At 62.0% G+C, this 18,229-nt stretch carries 17 protein-coding genes; 7 read left to right on the top strand and 10 right to left on the bottom strand.

The window, feature by feature from the left end; translation table 11 throughout:
- The first annotated feature begins 23 nt into the window (after positions 1 to 23).
- The 3 genes from J1G37_RS18300 (at position 24) to J1G37_RS18290 (ending at position 4,936) form a co-directional block, all read left to right on the top strand.
- The gene (locus J1G37_RS18300; protein WP_207044053.1) at positions 24 to 1,976 is read left to right on the top strand and encodes an acetoacetate--CoA ligase; all 1,953 of its coding nucleotides are present in this window, start codon (positions 24 to 26) and stop codon (positions 1,974 to 1,976) included.
- Between the two features lie 143 nt (positions 1,977 to 2,119).
- On the top strand, positions 2,120 to 4,615 hold the full coding sequence (locus J1G37_RS18295) for a PAS domain-containing protein (RefSeq protein WP_207044050.1): 2,496 nt from the start codon (positions 2,120 to 2,122) through the stop codon (positions 4,613 to 4,615).
- Between the two features lie 45 nt (positions 4,616 to 4,660).
- Positions 4,661 to 4,936 carry a peptidylprolyl isomerase gene (locus J1G37_RS18290; RefSeq protein WP_017737235.1) on the top strand — a complete coding sequence of 92 codons (276 nt, stop codon included), beginning with the start codon at positions 4,661 to 4,663 and terminating at the stop codon, positions 4,934 to 4,936.
- A gap of 121 nt (positions 4,937 to 5,057) precedes the next feature.
- On the opposite strand, the gene J1G37_RS18285 is transcribed toward J1G37_RS18290, so the two are convergent.
- The 8 genes from J1G37_RS18285 to J1G37_RS18250 all read right to left on the bottom strand — a co-directional run bounded on the left by J1G37_RS18285 (position 5,058) and on the right by J1G37_RS18250 (position 11,654).
- Complete coding sequence (locus J1G37_RS18285; RefSeq protein WP_207044045.1) at positions 5,058 to 5,963, bottom strand: sugar kinase; 906 nt, start codon at positions 5,961 to 5,963, stop codon at positions 5,058 to 5,060.
- 117 nt (positions 5,964 to 6,080) lie between these two features.
- On the bottom strand, positions 6,081 to 7,289 hold the full coding sequence (locus J1G37_RS18280; protein ID WP_207044043.1) for an amino acid deaminase: 1,209 nt from the start codon (positions 7,287 to 7,289) through the stop codon (positions 6,081 to 6,083).
- 9 nt (positions 7,290 to 7,298) lie between these two features.
- A complete protein-coding gene (locus J1G37_RS18275) occupies positions 7,299 to 8,063 on the bottom strand; it encodes an IclR family transcriptional regulator (RefSeq protein ID WP_207044041.1) in 765 nt (254 codons plus the stop codon).
- A 168-nt stretch (positions 8,064 to 8,231) separates the two neighbouring features.
- Complete coding sequence (locus J1G37_RS18270; RefSeq protein WP_078742925.1) at positions 8,232 to 8,621, bottom strand: RidA family protein; 390 nt, start codon at positions 8,619 to 8,621, stop codon at positions 8,232 to 8,234.
- 16 nt (positions 8,622 to 8,637) lie between these two features.
- Positions 8,638 to 9,420 carry an amino acid ABC transporter ATP-binding protein gene (locus J1G37_RS18265; RefSeq protein WP_124526744.1) on the bottom strand — a complete coding sequence of 261 codons (783 nt, stop codon included), beginning with the start codon at positions 9,418 to 9,420 and terminating at the stop codon, positions 8,638 to 8,640.
- Entirely contained in the window at positions 9,417 to 10,079 is a 663-nt protein-coding gene (locus tag J1G37_RS18260; protein ID WP_017737241.1) for an amino acid ABC transporter permease, read from the bottom strand. Before J1G37_RS18260 ends, J1G37_RS18265 begins: the two co-directional genes overlap by 4 nt.
- Positions 10,080 to 10,090: 11 nt before the next feature.
- Positions 10,091 to 10,753 (bottom strand): amino acid ABC transporter permease, encoded by a 663-nt coding sequence (locus tag J1G37_RS18255; protein WP_124526745.1) that lies wholly within the window; start codon positions 10,751 to 10,753, stop codon positions 10,091 to 10,093.
- Positions 10,754 to 10,805: 52 nt separating this feature from the next.
- Complete coding sequence (locus J1G37_RS18250; RefSeq protein WP_124526746.1) at positions 10,806 to 11,654, bottom strand: transporter substrate-binding domain-containing protein; 849 nt, start codon at positions 11,652 to 11,654, stop codon at positions 10,806 to 10,808.
- Between the two features lie 333 nt (positions 11,655 to 11,987).
- Here J1G37_RS18250 and J1G37_RS18245 point away from each other — a divergent pair, with 333 nt between their 5' ends.
- The 3 genes from J1G37_RS18245 (at position 11,988) to J1G37_RS18235 (ending at position 13,787) form a co-directional block, all read left to right on the top strand.
- Entirely contained in the window at positions 11,988 to 12,236 is a 249-nt protein-coding gene (locus J1G37_RS18245) for a hypothetical protein (RefSeq protein ID WP_207044351.1), read from the top strand.
- Positions 12,237 to 12,312: 76 nt separating this feature from the next.
- Entirely contained in the window at positions 12,313 to 12,642 is a 330-nt protein-coding gene (locus J1G37_RS18240) for a thioredoxin family protein (RefSeq protein ID WP_207044039.1), read from the top strand.
- Positions 12,643 to 12,707: 65 nt separating this feature from the next.
- Positions 12,708 to 13,787, top strand: a complete 1,080-nt coding sequence (locus J1G37_RS18235) for a GGDEF domain-containing protein (RefSeq protein ID WP_207044038.1) — start codon at positions 12,708 to 12,710, stop codon at positions 13,785 to 13,787.
- On the opposite strand, the gene J1G37_RS18230 is transcribed toward J1G37_RS18235, so the two are convergent.
- Both J1G37_RS18230 and J1G37_RS18225 read right to left on the bottom strand, forming a co-directional pair.
- Entirely contained in the window at positions 13,768 to 15,324 is a 1,557-nt protein-coding gene (locus J1G37_RS18230; RefSeq protein ID WP_207044035.1) for a TerC family protein, read from the bottom strand. The genes J1G37_RS18235 and J1G37_RS18230 overlap by 20 nt on opposite strands.
- 253 nt (positions 15,325 to 15,577) lie before the next feature.
- On the bottom strand, positions 15,578 to 16,447 hold the full coding sequence (locus tag J1G37_RS18225) for a LysR substrate-binding domain-containing protein (RefSeq protein ID WP_207044032.1): 870 nt from the start codon (positions 16,445 to 16,447) through the stop codon (positions 15,578 to 15,580).
- 151 nt (positions 16,448 to 16,598) lie between these two features.
- Here J1G37_RS18225 and J1G37_RS18220 point away from each other — a divergent pair, with 151 nt between their 5' ends.
- On the top strand, positions 16,599 to 18,074 hold the full coding sequence (locus J1G37_RS18220) for an MFS transporter (protein ID WP_207044030.1): 1,476 nt from the start codon (positions 16,599 to 16,601) through the stop codon (positions 18,072 to 18,074).
- The last annotated feature ends 155 nt before the right edge of the window (positions 18,075 to 18,229 follow it).

Raw genomic sequence — 18,229 nt, 5'->3', positions numbered from 1 at the left:
GTTCAAGAATAAGAGGCAGCTTTATGTCCGACATCCTCTGGCAACCCTCCCCGGAACGCATCGCCGCCACGCGCATGGACCAGTTCCGCCGCTACATCAACGACCGCTACGCCCTGCAACTCGCCGACTACCCCGCCCTGCACCAGTGGAGCATCGACCAGCGCCCCGACTTCTGGCAGGCCATCGTCGCGTTCTTTGACGTGCAGTTTCGCAGCCCGCCCAGCGCCGTGCTGATCGAAGGCGATGAAATGCCCAGCGCCCAGTGGTTCCCCGGCGCCACCCTGAACTTTGCCGAACACCTGCTGCGCCGCCGCGACGACCACCCCGCCGTGGTTGCCATCGGTGAAGACGGCCAGCGCGAACAACTGACCTACGCCGAACTGGCGGCCCACGTCGCGGGCCTGCAAAGCAGCCTGCGGGCCATCGGCGTGACCCAGGGCGACCGCGTCGCCGCGTGCATGCCCAATACCTGGCAAACCCTGGTGGGCATGCTTGCCACCACCAGCCTCGGGGCGATCTGGTCGTGCTCCTCGCCCGACTTCGGCACCCAGGGCGTGATCGACCGTTTCGGCCAGATCGAACCCAAGGTGCTGATCACTTGCGCCGGTTACCGCTACGCCGGCAAAGACATCGACCAAACGGCCAAGCTCAACGAAATCCTCGAACGCCTGCCGTCCCTGGAGCAGCTGATCATCGTGCCGTACGCACGGCCCCAGGCGCAGGTCGCGGACTATCAAACAGCGGCCAGCGTCAGCCTGTGGGGCGACTTCTACCAACCCGGCGGCGAGCCTGAATTCGTCGCGGTGCCCTTCGATCACCCGCTGTACATCCTCTATTCCAGCGGCACCACCGGCGTGCCCAAGTGCATCATCCACGGCACCGGCGGTGTGCTGCTCACGCACCTCAAGGAACACGGCCTACATGCCGACCTGAACCGCGATGACTGCCTGTTCTACTACACCACCTGCGGCTGGATGATGTGGAACTGGCTGGTCTCGGTGCTGGCCATCGGCGCCACAGCGGTGCTGTATGACGGCTCGCCGTTTCATCCGGGGCCAGAGCGCCTGATCGACTTGATCGACGCCGAACGGATCAGCGTGTTCGGCACCAGCCCGAAGTTCCTCGCCACCCTGGAAAAGGCCGCCGTGCAACCGCGCCTGAGCCACGATTTGCGCAGCCTCAAGGGCCTGATCTCCACCGGCTCGCCGCTGTCGCCGCAAAGCTACGACTACGTGTACCGCGAGATCAAGGCTGAGCTGTGCCTGTCGTCCATGTCCGGCGGCACCGATATCGTCTCCTGTTTTGTGATCGGCAACCCGGTGCTGCCGGTGCGCCGGGGCGAGATGCAGTGCAAGAGCCTGGCGATGGCGATCGAGGTCTGGGATGACCAGGGCCGCGCGCTGGTCGGCGAAAAAGGCGAGCTGGTCTGCACCCGCCACTTTCCCGCCATGCCCATCGGTTTGTGGAACGATCCCGAGCAAAAGAAGCTGCGCGCCTCGTACTTCAGCCAGTTCCCCGGCGTGTGGGCCCAGGGCGACTACGCCGAGCAACGGCCCAACGGCAGCCTGTTGATTCACGGGCGCTCCGACGCGGTGCTCAACCCCGGCGGTGTGCGCATCGGCACGGCGGAGATTTATCGCCAGGTGGAAAAAGTCCCCCAGGTGCTGGAAAGCCTGGCCATTGGTCAGCGCTGGCAGGATGACGTACGGGTGGTGCTGTTTGTGCGCCTCAACGACGGTATCGAGTTGGATGAGACCCTGGAACAGCAAATCCGCCAGGTGATCCGAGCCAACACCACGCCACGTCATGTGCCGGCGAAGATCCTCGCTGTCACGGATATCCCCCGCACCATCAGCGGCAAGATCGTCGAATTGGCGGTGCGCAACGTGGTGCACGGCGAACCGGTGAAAAATACCGACGCCCTCGCCAATCCACAGGCCCTGGAGGAGTTTCGCGACCGCCCCGAACTAGCGTGAAGATGAAAGGTTTCAGCCCTGACACACTCATTTGAGGACAAAACACCAAGGCGTGCTATTTTTCGAGGGGTAGTCAGCCGTTCCCGACTCACGGGATAATCGGCGTTTGTCATATTTCAAAGCGTTACGCTCAGGGCTTTTTCATGAATGGAACACCCACCGTCAGCGCAGCCGCCGCCTTGATCGCGCGGCTGGACTGGGCGCAAAGCCCCCTCGGTGAGATCAACGACTGGCCGCAAAGCCTGCGCACCGCCGTGGATATCGTCGTCCACTCACCGATGCCGATGCTCCTGCTGTGGGGCAGCCAACTGACCCAGCTCTACAACGACGGCTTCGCCCTGCTGGCCGGCAACAAGCACCCCGACGCCCTCGGTCAACCCGCGCACCAGGCCTGGCCGGAGCTGCAAAGCTTCACCGCGCCGATCTACAACGCCGTGCTCGAAGGCCAGGTGCGCACCTTCACCGAGCAGCGCTTTATCCTGCAACGCAATCACCGCGACACCGAGATCTGGCTGGACCTGACCTACAGCCCAGTGCGTGATGAAAGCGGCAGCGTCGCCGGGATCCTGGTCACCGCCATCGAAACCAACGAACGCCGCAAGGCCCAGCACAACACCGAGCAACGCCTGCAACTGGCGCTGGCCGCCACCGATGCCGTGGGCACCTGGGATTGGGACATCGGCGAAGACCGCTTTATCGCCGACGCCCACTTTGCCTACCTGCACGGCGTGGCGCCCGACCATGCCAGCCTGTTGCCCATTAGCGCCTACCTGCAAGGCGTGCACCCGGAAGACCGGGGCATGGTGGCGCGCAGCATCAAGCATTGCATCACCTTTGGCACCGAATACGCCGAGGAATACCGCCTGCAGCAAGCCGACGGCCAGGTGCGCTGGGTGTTTGCCCGGGGGCGTTGCTACAAGGACCATCAGGGCCGCCCGGCGCGTTTTCTCGGCGCGGCGCTGGACCTCACCGAGCGCAAGCACACCGAACAGGCCTTGCGCCAAAGCCAGACCGAGTTGCAGCTGATCATCAACGCCATGCCGGTGCTGATTGGCTACGTCGATCACGAGCAACGCTTTCGCCTGAACAACAGCGCGTACCTGGAGTGGTACGGCATGACGCCCCAGGAACTGTACGGCAAGAGCATCCGCGAAGTGCTCGGCGACGAGGTGTATGCCGGCCGCGAGGACCAGATCAACGCGGCGCTCAAGGGCAAGGCGTGCAGCTTCCAGACCATCACCCCGCACCGCGACGGGCGCCCGCGCCATGCGCTGATGAAGTACCTGCCGCGTTTCAGCAATGACGGTTCGGTAAACGGCTTCTACATCTTTGTCATCGACGAAACCGAACGCAAACTCACCGAAGAAGCCCTGCGCCACCTCAACGAGAACCTCGAAGAGCGTGTGGCCCAGCGCACCCAGGCATTGGCCGAAGCCAACGAGCGCCTGCAAAACGAGATGTTCGAACGCGAACGCGCCGAAGATGCCCTGCGCCATGCGCAGAAGATGGAAGCCGTGGGCCAGCTCACCGGCGGTATCGCCCACGACTTCAACAATATGCTCACCGGGATCATCGGCAGCCTGGACCTGATGCAACGCTATATCGCCGCTGGGCGCAGTGACGAAATCGGTCGGTTTACCGATGCCGCCGTGTCCTCCGCCCACCGTGCTGCCGCCCTGACCCATCGCCTGCTGGCGTTTTCACGGCGCCAGTCGCTGGACCGTCGCCCGCTGAACCCGAACCAGCTGGTGGCGTCCCTGGAAGAGCTGTTCCGCCGCACCAAGGGCGCGCATATCGCGCTCAAGGTGCAACTGGGCCACGACATCTGGCCGGTGAACACCGACGCCAGCCAACTGGAAAACGCCCTGCTCAACCTGGTGATCAATGCGCGCGACGCCATGCCCGACGGCGGCGAACTGCTGATCGAGACGGCCAACAGCTACCTGGACGGCACCGACATCACCACCCTGGAACCGGTAAAAGCCGGTGACTACGTGATGCTCGGCGTGTGCGACAACGGCGCAGGGATGGCGCCGAAAATCCTTGCCAAGGCGTTCGACCCGTTCTTTACCACCAAACCCATCGGCCAAGGCACTGGCCTTGGGCTGTCGATGATCTACGGCTTTGCCCAGCAGTCCGGCGGGCACGTGACCATCCACAGCGCACCGGGCCAGGGCACCTGCGTGCGCCTGTACCTGCCGCGCCTGCATGGCACCGCGCTGGAAAGCAGCCTGCCGGCCAGCCTCGGTGAAGCGCCGGTGGCCCTGGCAGGTGAAGCCGTGGTGGTGGTCGAAGACGATCCGGCGGTGCGCATGCTGGTGGTCAACGTGCTCGATGAGTTGGGCTACACCGCACACCAGGCGGCGGATGCACGCACTGCGCTGCCGCTGTTGGAATCGGATTTACGCGTGGATCTGCTGGTCACCGACGTCGGCCTGCCGGGCATGAACGGCAGGCAACTGGCAGAGATCGCCCGCCAACATAGGCCGGGCCTGCGCGTGTTGTTCATGACCGGGTACGCGGAAAAAGCCGCCGAGCGCCAAGGTTTCCTGGAGGACGGCATGGACATGGTGGCCAAGCCGTTTTCCATCGACCTGCTGGCCACGAAAATCCGTAGCATGATCAGCGTGGTCGAATGAGTTCAGGCATAATCGCGCGCCGTTGCACGTACCTGGTAGAGATCAATGAAAGCCCAAGCCCGTCATATCCTGGTGAAAACCAGCGAAGAAGCCGAACAACTCAAGCAGCGCATTGCCAAGGGCGAAGCCTTTGACGTGCTGGCCAAGAAGTACTCCACCTGCCCGTCGGGCAAGCGCGGTGGTGATCTGGGGGAGATTCGGCCGGGGCAGATGGTGGGGGTGATCGATGCGGTGATTTTCAAGAAGCCGCTGCGGGTGGTGCATGGGCCGATCAAGAGCAAGTTTGGGTATCACCTCGTGCAGGTGTTTTACCGGGATTGAGGGGTTGGCTTCAGGCCGCTATCGCAGGCAAGCCAGCTCCCACAGTTGACCGAGTTCCTTCAGACAAAACTCGGTCAACTGTGGGAGCCGGGCTTGCCCGCGATCCGCCGCAGGCGGCCAATCACCGGGGGATCAACGCCCCCGGCAGTTGAATCACCCGACTCGCCAACCCATGCCCCGCCACCGCCGCTTGCTCCGGCGAGCCGCCCTTCAAACGGCTGGCCAGATACGCCGCACTGAACGAATCCCCCGCCGCCGTCGTATCCACCACCTTCTCGACTTTCACGGCCGGCACAGCAAAGCGCTCGCCGTTAGAACGGATCAGGCAGTCCTCCGCACCACGCTTGAGCACCACTTCCTCAATCGCCGGATACGCCGCAAACACCTGCTCACTGCTGGCATACCCAAACAACGCTCGCTCGTCATCCTCGGTCAGCAAGGCCATGTCCACCTGGGCCAAGACCTTGCGATACGCCTCACGTGCCGCCTCGACACTGGCCCACAAACGCGGGCGGTAGTTGTTGTCGAACACCACCTTGCCGCCGCGCCGACGGGTTTCGACCAGGGTGTGCAGCAAGCGCTCGCGGCCGACTTCACCCAGCACCGCCAGGGTGATACCGCTGAAATACACCACGTCGTAAGCCGGCAATGCGGCCAGGATCGGCTCGGCAGCGGGCGTGGTGAAGCAGTCGCGCACGGCGGCTTCGTTGCGCCAGTAGAGGAATTTGCGCTCGCCATTGGCGTCGGTCTGGATGCAGTACAAACCCGGCAAGCGCCCGGGCAGGCGCTGGACCATGCCGAGGCCGAGGCCTTCGTCGGTCCATTGCTGGCACATGGCGTCGCTGAAGCTGTCATCGCCTAGCGCCGTCACATAGTCGACATGGCCGCTATCGCCCAGCTCGCGGCGCAGGTAGACCGCCGTGTTCAGGGTGTCGCCGCCGAAGCTTTGGTGCAGGCTGCCGTCGGCGCGGTGTTGCAGTTCGATCATGCATTCGCCGATGAGGGCGATGTGGGGGTGGGTGCTCATGGCGATTGTCTCGGGTGTTTTTTAGGGCCCCATCGCAGGCAAGCCAGCTCCCACATTTGAAAGTGTTCACAGATCAAAATGTGGGAGCTGGCTTGCCTGCGATGGCCGCGACTCGGTCTAGAAGCAGGTATGCAAACTCTCAACCACCTGCAACTGCTCATCCACCAGGCATCCCACCTGCCATTTGTCAAAGGTCAGGCAAGGGTGCGAAGTGCCAAACGAAATGATGTCGCCAATGCGCAGTTCAACCCCAGCGGCGACGGTCATGAACGCATGCTGATCCATCACGGCCGTGACCTTGCACGCGCTCACATCATCGCCTTCAGAGCCCACAACGCCCGCCTTGTAGCGCTTGAGCGGCACCGGCAACCCGGCGTCGTAGGCCACGTCGCGCTTGCCCAGGGCGATCACCGCAAACCCCGGCTCTGGCATCGATTGCACATGGGCCCAGACTTCCAGTGCCGGGCGCAGACCTTCGTTGAGGTCACTGCGACGGTCGAGCACGCAGCATTGCGCTTCTTTGTAGATGCCGTGGTCGTGGGCCACGTAGCTGCCCGGGCGCAATACGCTGAGGAAGCGGCCGGCGGCATTTTGTTCTTCAAACGATTCAGCGATCAGGTCATACCAGGCCGACCCCGAGGCGGTGACGATGGGCTTGGGCAGGTCGAACGAACCGTTGTTCTGCAGATCCACCGCCAGGCGCACCAGGCTCGCGGCAAAGTCGCGGATGCCGCTGATGGCGTGCTCGCCGTGGATCACCCCTTCGTAGCCTTCGATACCGGTGAGGGCCAGGGCCGGTTGGGCCTTGATCGCCTTGGCCAGGTCGCGCACTTCCTGCTCGCTGCGGCAACCGCAACGGCCACCGACTACGCCGTATTCGATCATCACGTTGAGACGCAGGCCACGGGCGGCGAAAAACAGGCCGAGGTCGGCGACGTTGTCCGGGTGGTCGACCATGCAGTGGAAGTCAAAATCCTTGTCCGCCAGCAGGTCGGCGATCAACGCCATGTTGGGCGCGCCCACCAGTTGGTTGGCCATCAGCACGCGGCGCACGCCACCGGCATAGGCGGCGCGGGTCTGCACCGCACTGGCCAGGGTGATGCCCCAGGCACCGGCGGCGATCTGGCGTTGGAACAGCGCCGGCATCATGCTCGTCTTGCCATGGGGCGCCAGTTCGGCGCCGCTGTTGCTGACGAAGGTTTGCATCCAGCGGATGTTGTGTTCAAGGGCTTCGCGGTGCAGCACCAGGGCAGGCAGGCTGACGTCACGGACCAAGTGGGCACCGACGGCGGCGGCACCCTTTGCAACGGCATTGATGGCAGACATGAAATGCTCCTATTCGTTGATGCGACGGGCCAGGTTGTTGGCGCTGTCGATCAACACCCGGCGATAGTCGTTGTAGTTTTTCAGCGCATCGGCCCGTGGGGCGACGATGCACAGGGTCGCAATGCTGATGCCCTGCGCGTCCCGTACCGGGGCGGCAAAGCAATGGGTAAAGGTGTCGGCCACACTGTCGAAGGAAAAGAACCCATCGAGGGTGGCCTGACGGATTTGCGCCAGGAAGGTGTCCAGCGGCAAGCGCTGGCCGTCCGGCAGGATAAAGTCGTCGTGGTCGATCAGGTCGATGATCTGCTTGTCGCTCAAATGCCCGAGCAACAGGCGCCCGGACGCGGTCCAGGGGATCGGCGCGTTTTCGCCGATGTCCGAGGAAATGCGAAAGTGCCGCTCGCCCTCACGCATCAGCGCCACCGTGTATTTGCGCCCGTTGAGCAGGCACATCTGCGCGGTTTCGTGGGTCTGGCTGACGATCTCCTGCAAGGCGTGGTCGGCCTCGCGGGTCAGGTCGAAGTGCCGCAGGTGCGCCTGGCCGAGGAAGTACAGCTGGCGGCCGAGGTAGACGTGACCGTCCTTGCCCACGGTTTCGAGGATGCGCCGCTCCAGCAGCGAGGCGACCAGTTCATAGACCGTGGACTTGGGGCTGCCGATGCCGCTGGCAATATCATTCGGGCGCAGGGGCTGGCCGATCTCCTTGAGAAAATCGAGGATATCGAACGCCCGGTCCAGGCCTTTGGCGCGGCGCTTGATGGTGTCTTCGGTCATGGCAGTTTTTGGTCCGGTCATAGTGGTAATGCTGCACAGTGAACCCCTGTGGGAGCGGGCTTGCCCGCGATGGCGGTGGTTCAGTCACCCATGGGTTGCCTGACACTCCGTCATCGCAGGCAAGCCAGCTCCCACATGGGATCTTCGGTGATCTCAAGAGTCGGGCATTTAGCCCTTTTTCTTGTAGGCCACGCAATCGATCTCCACCTTGCAATCCACCATCATGTTGGCCTGCACACAGGCCCGCGCCGGGGCGTGTTCCGGGGTGAAGTATTCGCCGAACACCTTGTTGAAACTCCAGAAGTCGCGCGGGTCTTCCAGCCACACGCCGACACGCACCACGTCTTTCAACTCGTAGCCGGCTTCTTCAAGAATCGCCACCACATTGCGCATGGTCTGTCGGGTTTGCTCGACGATGCCGCCGTTGATGATTTCACCGTCCACCGCTGGCACTTGGCCCGAGACGTAGAGCCAGCCGTCCGCTTCCACCGCGCGGGCGAAGGGACGGGGCTGGCCGCCGCCGGCGGTGCTGCCGGTGCCGTAACGAGTAATGCTCATAAAAATAGCCTCCTGATTAAAAACGAATGTTCTTGAGAAATTCCGCCAGGCGCGGCGACTGTGGGCGTTCGAAAATGTCCTTCGAGCTACCCTGCTCTTCTATACGGCCCTGGTTCATGAAAACGATCTTGTCGGACACTTCATAGGCAAAGCGCATCTCGTGGGTGACCAGCAACATGGTCATGCCCTCTTCCGCCAGGCCCTTGATCACGCTGAGCACTTCGCCCACCAACTCCGGGTCGAGGGCCGAGGTGACTTCGTCGAAGAGCATCAGACTGGGGTTCATCGCAATGGCGCGGGCGATCGCCACACGCTGTTGCTGGCCACCGGAGAGCTGGCCGGGGAAGTGGTTGCGGCGCTCCAGAAGCCCTACGCGGTCGAGCCATTTTTCCGCGAGTGCCACGGCCTCGTCCTTGCCCATTTTTTTGACTTTGAGCAAGCCGAGGGTGACGTTCTGCAACGCCGTCAAATGCGGGAACAGGTTGAACTGCTGGAACGCCATGCCGGTCATGGCGCGATGCTGGGAAATCACCCGCTCGGGGTGGCGCACGCGCTTGCCGCCGATGTCGCTGTAGCCGATGGACTCACCGTCGAGGGTGATCTGCCCGCCCTGGAACTCTTCCAGCAGGTTGACGCAGCGCAACAGCGTGGTCTTGCCCGAACCGCTGGAGCCGATCAACGTGACCACGTTGCCGCGCTGCATGGTCAGGTCGACGCCCTTGAGCACTTCCACCTCGCCGTACTGTTTGCGCAGGCCGCGAATGTTGAGCAACGGTTGCTCGATGTGAGGTTGGTTCATGGCAAGGCCACCCGCTTTTCAATGTAGCGCCCGAATAATTCGATGGCGTAGTTGATGACAAAGAACAGAAACCCGGCGAACAGGTAGAACTCCAGGGTCATGAACGTGCGCGCAATCACTTGCTGGGTACTGAGCAGCAATTCCGCCACGCCGATCACCGACAGCAGGGTCGACGCCTTGACGATTTCCGTGGAGGAATTAACCCAGGTCGGCAGGATCTGCCGCAGCGCCTGGGGCAACAGCACGTAGGCCAGGGACTGCTGGAACGTCAGGCCAATCGCCTTGCCCGCTTCCAATTGCCCACGGGGAATGGCTTGCAGCGCACCGCGCACGATCTCCGACACGTGGGAGCCGCAAAACAGCGTCAAGCCGACCGCACCGGCCTGGAACGCGCTGATCTGCCAACCGAGGGCCGGCAACATGTAGAAACACGCGAGCACCAGCACAAACACCGGCGTGCCACGGATCAAGTCGACATACAGGCGAAACGGCGCACGCATCCAGAACTTGCCGTAGGTCAGGATCAACCCGGCGACAATGCCGATCAGGGTGCCAAAGATAATCGCCAGCGCCGACACATACACACTGGCTTGAAAGCCCGCCCACAGGGTATCCCGGGCGATCCACAACTCATGCAGCCAGCTGGGGGACTCGTACATGGGAACCCTCCTTAACGACGGATCGCCAGACGCTGTTCCAGGTAACGGAGCAGCATGGCAATGAGGTAACAGGCAGCCACGTAGAGCGCGGTCGTGACCAGCCAGGTTTCAATCACCCGGTAGCTTTCGACGTTGATCTTGCGGGCGTAATAGGTCAGCTCCGGCACGGCAATCGCGGCGGCCAGCGAGGTGTCCTTGAACAGCGAGATAAAGTTGTTCGACAGTGCCGGCAGCACGTTGCGCAACATCACCGGCACGGTGATGTAGGCACGGATGCGCCATTCGCCCAGGCCGATGGCCAGGCCGGCTTCACGCAGGCCCTTGGGAATATTCAACAGCCCGGCGCGGAATACTTCGGTCAGGTAGGCACCGGCGTACAACGACAGGGTGATGATGAACGAGGGGATTTTGTCGAGGCGAATCCCCAGCGAAGGCAACGCAAAGTAGATCAACAGGATCAGCACCAGAATCGGCGTATTGCGCACCACCGTCACATACACCGAGGCGAAGATGCGCAACGCACGGTGTTTGGACAGCATGGCAAAGGCCATCAGCAGGCCGATCACGCAGCCGATGGCGATCGACAGCAATGCCAGTTGCAGGCCCAGACCGAGCCCCGCCAGCAAGGTGTCGAAATCGCGCCACACGGCAGCAAAGTTCAACTGATAGTTCATGGTCAGCAGTACCTGATAGGGGCGCCGTCGGCGGCGCCCCGGTTGTCACGAATCACTTGAACTCGACAGGGAAACCAATCGCCGGCTCGGGCAGGTCGACGCCAAACCACTGCTTGAACGAGGCCTTGTAGGTGGGGAATTCCACACCGGTCATGGCTTCGTGCAGGGCGGTGTTGACGAAGTTCAGCCAGTCCTGGTCGCCACGCTTGACCGCGCACGCGTAGGTTTGCGGGCTCCAGGCGTAAACCGGGCTGCGGTAGCGGCCAGGGTTCTGCACCATCAGGTATTTGACCGAAGACTGGTCGGTGGCAGCGGCATCGGCGCGGCCGGAGTTCACCGCCTGGTACATCAGGTCGACGCTGTCGTACTGGTCGACCTTGGCCTTGGGCAGCGCCTGGTGCACCAGTTCTTCGGCGTACACGTTTTGCAGCACAGCCACGGTCACGCCGTCGCCGGCGGCTTGCAGGTCTTCGATTTCCTTGTATTTGCTGTTGTTGGGCAACAGCAGGCCCACGCCTTCGCGGTAGTACGGCAGGGTAAACGCGACCTGCTGCGCACGGCTGGCGGTGACGGTAATGAACTGGCAGCTCATGTCGACCTTGTCGGTCAGCAGGTTGGGAATCCGCGCGTCGGACGACTGCACCACAAACTCGACCTTGCTTGGATCGTTGAACAATCCTTTGGCGACAATGCGCCCGATGTCGATATCAAACCCTTGCAACTTGCCATCCGCTCCCTGGAAGTGCCACGGCGCATTGGTACTGCCTGTACCCACGATCAGATGCCCACGCTTGAGCACGTTATCGAGCTTGCTGTCCGCCGCCTGCACGAGGCTTGCGAGGGAAGCCGATGCGGCGAAGAGAAAAACACACGCTTTGAACACGGAAGGTCGGTGATGCATGACAAGCACTCCAGGGGTTGTGTATTCCGCTATACCGGAACCTAGTATGTAACAACGGAATAGACAGCAGAAAGTGTGCCACACGCCGTAACAGAAAAACACGCAGGGAATAAATTCATTACAAATCAGCAAGATAAATCGTTGCTGACGATACGGCGTTACGCCAGCACCTGCGGTCAACCTGCTACCCCAGGCCCCACAGTGCGGTGACAGGCCCCAGCCGAGTGCGCTACAACAGCGTTACCGCGCACCGTTGCAGTGCGCACGCACCATGGAAAAATCCCCATGCTGGACTAGCCTTTGCACATCCCCGCCGACAAGGACCGCACCCCGATGAAGCTCAGCCTCACCCTGGTTATATGTTCCTGTCTGATCGCCACCAGCGCCTGGGCCGGCAACGACCGGCGCGACTGCAAGATCGAACTGCGCAAGCTCAACGAAGCCTTGAGCACCAACTACACCAGCCAGAACCATCACGGCTACCGCCAAGCCAAGGCCTCGCGGGACAACCTGGAATACAAGAAATGCGCAAATCAGGCACGCAAGGCACGCGAGCGTCTGGAGCGTGATGCCAACCTGTGAAGGTTGACAGTAGACGGTAGCGAATCCTCGATTTAGCGTTGGCACTCAACTGACGCCACGCAGGAGCGCCACCGTCATGGGACTTGCCACCGCAACGATTGCCAATGCCGAGGACTACCAACGGGTATTGAGTTCTCCACATCCGGTGTTTCTGCTGTTTGTTTCCGCCCACTGCCCTGCATGCACCGAAGCCGTGCCGCTGTTTGAAAGGGTTGCCGCCAGATACCCCAACGTCGTGAGCATGGTGCTTGACTGTGCACAAACCCCAAGGCATCCCGAGGTCACGGGCACTCCGACCGCGCTGATCTATTTCAACGGGCAACTGAAAGAGACACTCAAAGGCTTCGGCCCCTTGGAAGATCAGGCACAACTCGTGGAGGATACCTTCGCCCGCTACGCCAGTTAGCCCTTGCACGGCCCTGACAGACGTCTACGCTGCTCAATGCAGTCTCAGCCGAGCCAGGGTCAGCAATGTTCAAGACCATTGAAGCCGAAGTCCTCAAGAAACTCCCCTCACCCGCCTTGCAACTTGAGTTCGCCCAGCACGATTTCGAGCGACTCAAGCCTTTCTGCCTGTTGATCTACCTCGCCAGCATCAGCATCTGGCTGGTGTTCAACCTGATCGTCAGCTTTCGCGGCGGCCAGGGTTTTACCTTCTATTCGGTGATATTTCTCAGCGCGCTGTTGATCACCACGCTGGTACTGGCCTTCAACACCCAGGTGCGCCACTTCCAGTGGATCAACCTGATTTTCGTCAGCATCATCGCCATCGGCATCCGCCTGGTGATCGAAGGCCTGCCCATGGACCTGCACCCCGGCTGGCTGATCCTCGGCGCGTCGACCATCCTCTACAGCGCATCCGTACTGCCGTTGAGCCGCTGGGCATTCGCCGCCACGCTGGTGATCACCTGGGTGGTGCTCAACCCGTTCTACCTCACCGAAACCTCGGTGCTGGAAGTCAAAGGCACCACGGTGTTCTTTTATTCCAGCTTTCTCAGCCTGCTGACCCTCTACAGCTTCCTCAAGCTGCGCCAGGTCAAGCTGAGCAACTACATCATGGCCAAGCTGCTGCTGGACCAGGCCTACGTGGACACACTGACCGACATCCCCAACCGCCGCTCCTTCATGGCCAGCGCCGGGCAAAAACTCGCCCACCAGCCACGCGCGCACGACCACTACCTGGCGATGATCGACATCGACAATTTCAAGAAAGTGAATGACCGGTTCGGCCACGACGTCGGCGACGATGTACTCAAGCGTGTCGCCAATGACATCCGCGCGGTGATGAGCCAATACGACTATGCGCGCCTCGGCGGCGAAGAATTCGCTATCTACCTGGCAGGCGTACGCCGCGAAGACGCGGCGCAGTTGGCGGAGCAGTTGTGTGCCCAGGTGCGGGCGGACGCCAGCCAACACCCGGTGACCATCAGCATCGGCCTGGCCCGGGTGGAGGATGGCGAAACCCTGAACCAAGTGCTGGTCAAGGCGGACCAGGCGTTGTATGTGTCAAAACATGCGGGCAAGGACCGCTTTACGTTTCACGCACCATAGCCACCTGGGTCACCCGCCGCTCCTCGACGGCCGCCACGGTCAGGCGCCAGCCCTCGTACACAAGGCTGTCGCCCACCACCGGCAAGCGGTCCAGCAGGCTCATCACCAGGCCGGCGAGGGTCTGGTAGTCCTCGGTCGCCGTGGCGTTGAAGCCGGTGCGCTGGCGGATCTGGTTGAGGTTGAGGGCGCCGTTCACGCGAAAACCTGCACCGTCCTCGACAATGTCCGGCCCCTCGATTTCACTGGCGTCGGGCAGTTCACCGGCGATGGATTCGAGAATATCGGTCATGCTCAACACGCCCATGAAGTCACCGAATTCGTTGATCACAAAGGCGATGTGGGTGGATTCCTGGCGCATCTGCTCCAGGGCATTGAGCACCGAGAAACTCTCCAGCAGGTTGATCGCCCGGCGTGCCAGATGCTCCAGGTTCGGCTCGTTGCCGGCCAGGTACTCCTTGAGCAGCTCCTTCTTGTGCACGAAACCCAGGGGTTCATCCACCGCGCCATTACGGATCAACGGCAGGCGCGAGTAGGACGAATGCATCAGTTTCAGGCGAATCGTCTCGGCGTCGTCCGCCAAGTCGATGCAGTCCACCTTGGCCCGTGGCGTCATCAACGTGCGGATCGGCCGCTCGGCCAATTGCAGCACGCCACTGATCATCACGCGCTCGCGGCGATCAAACAGCGGGCCTTGCGTGGTATCCGGCTCGCCCAACAGGTCGGCCACCTCTTCACCCACCTCTTCCACCGCCAGGCTACGGCCGCCGAGCAAGCGCATCACCGCATGGGCGGTGCGCTCACGTACCGGCAACACGCCTTGCGCCGACTTCTTGCGACGAGCGCGGGCAATCTGGTTGAACACTTCGATCAGGATCGAGAAACCGATGGCCGCATACAGGTAGCCCTTCGGAATATGGAAACCCAGGCCTTCGGCGGTCAGGGCGAAACCGATCATCATCAAGAAGCCCAGGCAGAGCATGATCACCGTCGGGTGCGCATTGACGAAGCGGGTCAACGGCTTGCTCGCGACAATCATCACGCCTATGGACACGATAACCGCGATCATCATCACCGCCAGCTCATCCACCATGCCCACGGCGGTAATCACCGCATCGAGGGAGAACACAGCGTCGAGCACCACGATCTGCGCCACGATCGGCCAGAACATCGCGTAGGCCGCATTGCCGCTGCGTTGGGCGACGTGGCCTTCGAGGCGTTCGTGCAACTCCATGGTGGCCTTGAACAGCAGGAACACACCACCAAACAGCATGATCAGGTCGCGGCCGGAGAAGCTCTTGTCGAACACCTCGAACAGCGGCTGGGTGAGGGTCACCAACCACGAAATACTCGCCAGCAGGCCCAGGCGCATCAGCAATGCCAGGGACAAACCGATCAAGCGCGCACGGTCACGCTGCTCGGGTGGCAGTTTGTCCGCGAGGATCGCGATAAACACCAGGTTGTCGATACCCAGCACCAGTTCCAGCACAATCAAGGTCAACAGGCCGAGCCAGGCCGTTGGATCCGCTAACCATTCCATTTATAGAGTCTCTTTGATTCGAAGTTCAGAATGCCAGGCACAGCAATGCGCGGTCAGTGGACCGGGACAAGGTTAGCAGTCGGAATACGGGATGCTTCAGCGGGAACGGCAGCAGCGGATGTCTTGGGGAAAGACGACTGGGGGGCTCCGAGAGGGTGTTCATGCAAATCCTGCGATAAAAAAGGACTTGAATCGTACAGCCGAAAGGTAAATTTCCTACAGTGCAAAACTATTACAAGATCTGTAGTCGTGTTCAGCGCGCCGCTTTTACCTGCTGGATAAACCGCGCGACCGCCGGTGCTTTTTCAAACCGGCGGTGAATCAGCGACAGCCACGACGACGCGTCATTGCCTTGAATGGGGCGGTACAGCACATTCGGCAGCGTCACATGCCCCACCACCGACGCCGGCACCACCGCGACGCCCTGCCCCAGCGATACCAGCGCCAGCACCGCGACCAAGCCACCCGGCTGCGGCCCCAGGCGCGGCGCATAACCGCCCTGGGCGGCGACGTGCAGCGTACCGCTGATCTGCTCCGGGAGGATAAAGGTCTCGTTTTGCAGGTGTTCGCAGCCGATGGCCTTCAACCCCAACAGCCAGGAACCCTGCGTCAGCGCCAAAACAAACCCTTCACTGTCCAGGCGTATCGCTTCGACACCGTCGGGCAAGGTCATGGGCGAGCGGACGTAACCAATATCAAACCGCCCATCCGCCACCGCGCCTGGCAATGCGGCCATGGCGCATTCGCGCACATTCACGCTCACATCGGGAAACGCCTGACTGAACGCCTGCATCTGCCGCTGCAGCACGCCGCCATACACCGCCGACGCCACATAACCCAGTTCGATATGCCCGATATCACCGCGCCCGGCCCGTTGGGCGTGGCGCTGGGCGCATTCGAATTGGCGCACGGTGGCTTCGGCTTCCTGCACCAGTGCCGCGCCCGCTTCGGTCAGGCTGACTTCGCGCTGCTGACGGATAAACAAGCGCGTGCCCAATGCGGTTTCCATGTCCTGGATCTGCCGGCTCAAGGTCGGCGGGGCAATGCCCAGTTGCTCGGCGGCGCGGGTAAAGTTGCGTTGCCGGGCGACGGCCAGGAAGTAGCGAAAATGACGGATTTCCATCGCAGGATTAGCTCAAAGGTAATGAAGTTCTTATTGCTACCTAACAAAGGCAACGTTGGACGGCGATAAGCTGGGCCTATCCTAACAGCCAGAGAGCCTTTGCGATGCCTTGCGATTTCACACCTACCATTGCCTCCCGGGTAATCTACCCATGAGGCCCGTCAACCCGCGCTTGACGTTGCTCACCGCCTCCGGCGTCTGCTCGCTGATTGTGCTCGACACCAATATTGTCGCCGTCACCCTGCCGAGTATCGCCCGCGACCTGGGGGCCAATTTCGCCGATATCGAGTGGGTCGTCAGTGCCTATATGCTGGCCTTCGCCGCACTGCTCTTGCCGGCCGGCAGCCTTGCCGACCGCTTCGGGCGCAAGAAAACCCTGGTCTGGGGCCTGAGTATTTTCATCCTCGCGTCCATCGGCTGCGGCGCCGCGCCCAGCGCGTTGTGGCTGGACATCGCCCGCGCCGTCAAAGGCGTCGGCGCGGCGCTATTGCTGACGTCGGCCCTGGCCTCCATCGGCCATACCTTCCACGATGAAGTGGAGCGCGCCAAAGCCTGGGCGTTCTGGGGCGCGTGCATGGGCGTGGCGATGACTGCTGCACCTACCCTTGGCGGCTTGATCACCGAGTACCTGGGCTGGCGCTGGATTTTCTACCTCAACCTGCCCGTGGGCCTGGCACTGATGGCGCTGGTGCTGCGCGCCATCCCGGAATCCCGCGATACCCAGTCGGCCCGCCTTGATCCCTGGGGCAGCCTGGCGTTCAGTGCCAGCCTGCTGTGCCTGATCTGGGGGCTGATCGAGGCCAACCGCATCGGCTGGGACAGCCCGCTGACCTATGCGCGCCTGCTGGCTGGCGCGGTGCTGCTGGGGGTGTTTGTACTGGTCGAACGCGTGCAGCAACGGCCCATGGTGGACCTGCAACTGTTTCGCCACCCACGCTTTATCGGCGCCTTGCTCGGGATGTTTGCCTACGCCGGATGCGCGCAAGTGATGATGACGCTGCTGCCCTTCTACCTGCAGAACGGCCTGGGATTTTCCGCCATCGCATCGGGCCTGGGCATGTTGCCGTTCGCCCTGACCATGCTGGTTTGCCCCCGCATCGGCGCGCGCCTGGCGGGGCGTTTTACCCCTGCAACGATGATGGCCGCCGGCTTGACCCTGGTGGGCTGCGGCAACCTGCTCAGCGCGTGGGCGGTGAATGTCGGCGGGTACGTGCCCTTCGCATTGGCCATTGCGGTCACAGGGGCCGGCGCGGGCTTGCTCAATGGCGATACGCAGAAAAACATCATGGCCTGCGTACCGCGCGACCGCGTCGGGATGGCCTCGGGGATGAGTACCACCATGCGTTTCAGCGCAATCATGCTGGCCATTGGCGTGTATGGGGCGTTGTTGAGCAGCCACAGCGAGCAATTGTTGGGGGCGAGTATCGGTGCGCAGTGGCAGGACCAAGTGGCCGGGATCGCGTCGCGGGTGGTGGCGGGTGATATGCCAGCGGCGATGGGGTTGTTGCCGGCGTCGGCGAGGGCCGATGTGCAGCCGCTGGCACAGCAGGCGTTTATCGGGGGGTTCGGCGGGGTGTTGTGGGTGGCGGGATGGTTGGGGTTGTTGCTGTCTCCGATACACATCTGACGCTGCCGACGATGAGGGTTGTGTAGAACGTTGTGGGCGGGGGGCTAATAAACAAACAAGGAGACCTCACTTAGCTGAGAGGAGCTCGACTTCATGACAGAGTAAGACACAATGCTTTTCATGGGCGAGCGATGACGGCACTATCACCACACCTG

This window comes from Pseudomonas sp. Marseille-Q1929, from assembly GCF_017316265.1.
GTDB lineage: Bacteria > Pseudomonadota > Gammaproteobacteria > Pseudomonadales > Pseudomonadaceae > Aquipseudomonas.
The sequence above is the reverse complement of the archived record's forward strand: the minus strand, read 5'-3'. Positions and strand labels throughout refer to the sequence as shown.

Coding starts and splice junctions, on each gene's coding strand:
- J1G37_RS18230 (WP_207044035.1), bottom strand. CDS start 15,324: ATGGAATGGTTAGCGGATCCAACGGCCTGGCTCGGCCTGTTGACCTTG.
- J1G37_RS18275 (WP_207044041.1), bottom strand. CDS start 8,063: ATGACCGAAGACACCATCAAGCGCCGCGCCAAAGGCCTGGACCGGGCG.
- J1G37_RS18235 (WP_207044038.1), top strand. CDS start 12,708: ATGTTCAAGACCATTGAAGCCGAAGTCCTCAAGAAACTCCCCTCACCC.
- J1G37_RS18285 (WP_207044045.1), bottom strand. CDS start 5,963: ATGAGCACCCACCCCCACATCGCCCTCATCGGCGAATGCATGATCGAA.
- J1G37_RS18260 (WP_017737241.1), bottom strand. CDS start 10,079: ATGTACGAGTCCCCCAGCTGGCTGCATGAGTTGTGGATCGCCCGGGAT.
- J1G37_RS18295 (WP_207044050.1), top strand. CDS start 2,120: ATGAATGGAACACCCACCGTCAGCGCAGCCGCCGCCTTGATCGCGCGG.
- J1G37_RS18255 (WP_124526745.1), bottom strand. CDS start 10,753: ATGAACTATCAGTTGAACTTTGCTGCCGTGTGGCGCGATTTCGACACC.
- J1G37_RS18220 (WP_207044030.1), top strand. CDS start 16,599: ATGAGGCCCGTCAACCCGCGCTTGACGTTGCTCACCGCCTCCGGCGTC.
- J1G37_RS18245 (WP_207044351.1), top strand. CDS start 11,988: ATGAAGCTCAGCCTCACCCTGGTTATATGTTCCTGTCTGATCGCCACC.
- J1G37_RS18265 (WP_124526744.1), bottom strand. CDS start 9,420: ATGAACCAACCTCACATCGAGCAACCGTTGCTCAACATTCGCGGCCTG.
- J1G37_RS18240 (WP_207044039.1), top strand. CDS start 12,313: ATGGGACTTGCCACCGCAACGATTGCCAATGCCGAGGACTACCAACGG.
- J1G37_RS18300 (WP_207044053.1), top strand. CDS start 24: ATGTCCGACATCCTCTGGCAACCCTCCCCGGAACGCATCGCCGCCACG.
- J1G37_RS18280 (WP_207044043.1), bottom strand. CDS start 7,289: ATGTCTGCCATCAATGCCGTTGCAAAGGGTGCCGCCGCCGTCGGTGCC.
- J1G37_RS18290 (WP_017737235.1), top strand. CDS start 4,661: ATGAAAGCCCAAGCCCGTCATATCCTGGTGAAAACCAGCGAAGAAGCC.
- J1G37_RS18250 (WP_124526746.1), bottom strand. CDS start 11,654: ATGCATCACCGACCTTCCGTGTTCAAAGCGTGTGTTTTTCTCTTCGCC.
- J1G37_RS18225 (WP_207044032.1), bottom strand. CDS start 16,447: ATGGAAATCCGTCATTTTCGCTACTTCCTGGCCGTCGCCCGGCAACGC.
- J1G37_RS18270 (WP_078742925.1), bottom strand. CDS start 8,621: ATGAGCATTACTCGTTACGGCACCGGCAGCACCGCCGGCGGCGGCCAG.